We start from the raw sequence: 1,238 nt of genomic DNA on the forward strand, positions 1-1,238 counted from the left end.
AAGGCTCCACGGAGAGCTCGGGCATGTCCCACCCACCGAGTTCGAGGCACTTCACGCAACGACCGACGCCTCACTGACCCCCTGAAACCCAGCTACCTCACTGTCCACAAAACCCGGGGCTTGACACTGCCCCGACTGCCTCACCGGCGACGGCAGCCCGATCCAGAACCAACTCGGCGGACCCTGGAAACGGCACTGGCGCCTCCCCACCGTCTTCGCCTGCCCCCACCATCGAGCCCTGCTGCACAACGCATGTCCTCAGTGCGGGAATGCGGCACTCACGGACGCCACGAACTTCCTGCCCCGGGCAGCGGCAGAGCCCCTTCACCCCACCCTTTGCCGCGCTCCGACGCACAACCGCTACCTTCGGGCCCCACAGCCCCCGACCTGCAAAAATGACCTCACAACGACTGCCGGCAGGCCAGTCGACGACGCCACCATGAGCGTCGTGCTCGCGTTGCAGAATCGGCTCCTGGACCTGCACAATCCTCACGGTCCGGCCGTCATCGGCAGTGTCGGCTGGCAGCAGAGCGCCGCCCAGTACTTCCTGGACCTCCGAGCGGTGACCTGGCTGATCCTCCTGTCCTGGCCCGATACCCAGGGCTACGCGCACACCCCGACCCTGGCTGACGCAGTCGCCCGCACCGCGGAGAACGCTCGCATCGCCGCACAGGGGCAAAGGGGACAGACCGGGCAAGCGGCACCCTTCCACCGCCTACACCGATCCACCCATCGACCCCTTGGCCGCCGCAGCCGTCTTCGGGATCGCCGAACAACTCCTCGCCACCGACTACGACGCCACGTTCGCCATCTTCAGCCCGCTCATCAGCCGAGCCCGAAGCATCGAACCCACCATGGCCCACCTGCAACGAGCACTCCACGCATCACAGCCGCTGCGGGTCACGCTCAGCCACCACAAACACGACGTCTGGAAGAGGGGCAGAGAGCGTCTCGTTCGCGAGCACCCCGAACTCACTCCCATGTGACTGAGCCGCTCCATCTGGCGGGACTCGTTAACTGAAGCGCTGAGCGTGGGAATGTTGCGCCCATGACAGCCGACCAGCATGACGTGCCCGCCGACCTGACTGCCATCGAAGCCGCCCTCGGCCGCATGGTCTACCGTGCCGGAACCCTGGAAACCGCGCGCGGGATCTCGGGCGCTGGTGCCGTTCCGGCCGCGACTTCGGTGACGTATGCACAGGTCGCTGTGTCCAGGGCGTCGGCGTTCAGGTCGGCGA

2 protein-coding genes and 1 pseudogene are annotated in these 1,238 nt (G+C 66.7%); all 3 read left to right on the forward strand.

Translation table 11 applies throughout. From position 1 onward, the window contains the following. Positions 1–139: 139 nt before the first annotated feature. Positions 140–232 (forward strand): annotated as a pseudogene (locus ABZY11_RS44595) (hypothetical protein); the annotation flags it as partial. 508 nt (positions 233–740) lie between these two features. Continuing rightward, complete coding sequence (locus ABZY11_RS44600) at positions 741–986, forward strand: hypothetical protein (RefSeq protein WP_356484635.1); 246 nt, start codon at positions 741–743, stop codon at positions 984–986. A gap of 62 nt (positions 987–1,048) precedes the next feature. Beyond that, the coding region (locus ABZY11_RS44605; RefSeq protein ID WP_356484636.1) for a hypothetical protein at positions 1,049–1,238 on the forward strand (190 nt) is incomplete at its 3' end.

Source organism: Streptomyces sp. NPDC006510 (genome assembly GCF_040611955.1).
In the GTDB taxonomy this organism is placed as follows: domain Bacteria; phylum Actinomycetota; class Actinomycetes; order Streptomycetales; family Streptomycetaceae; genus Streptomyces.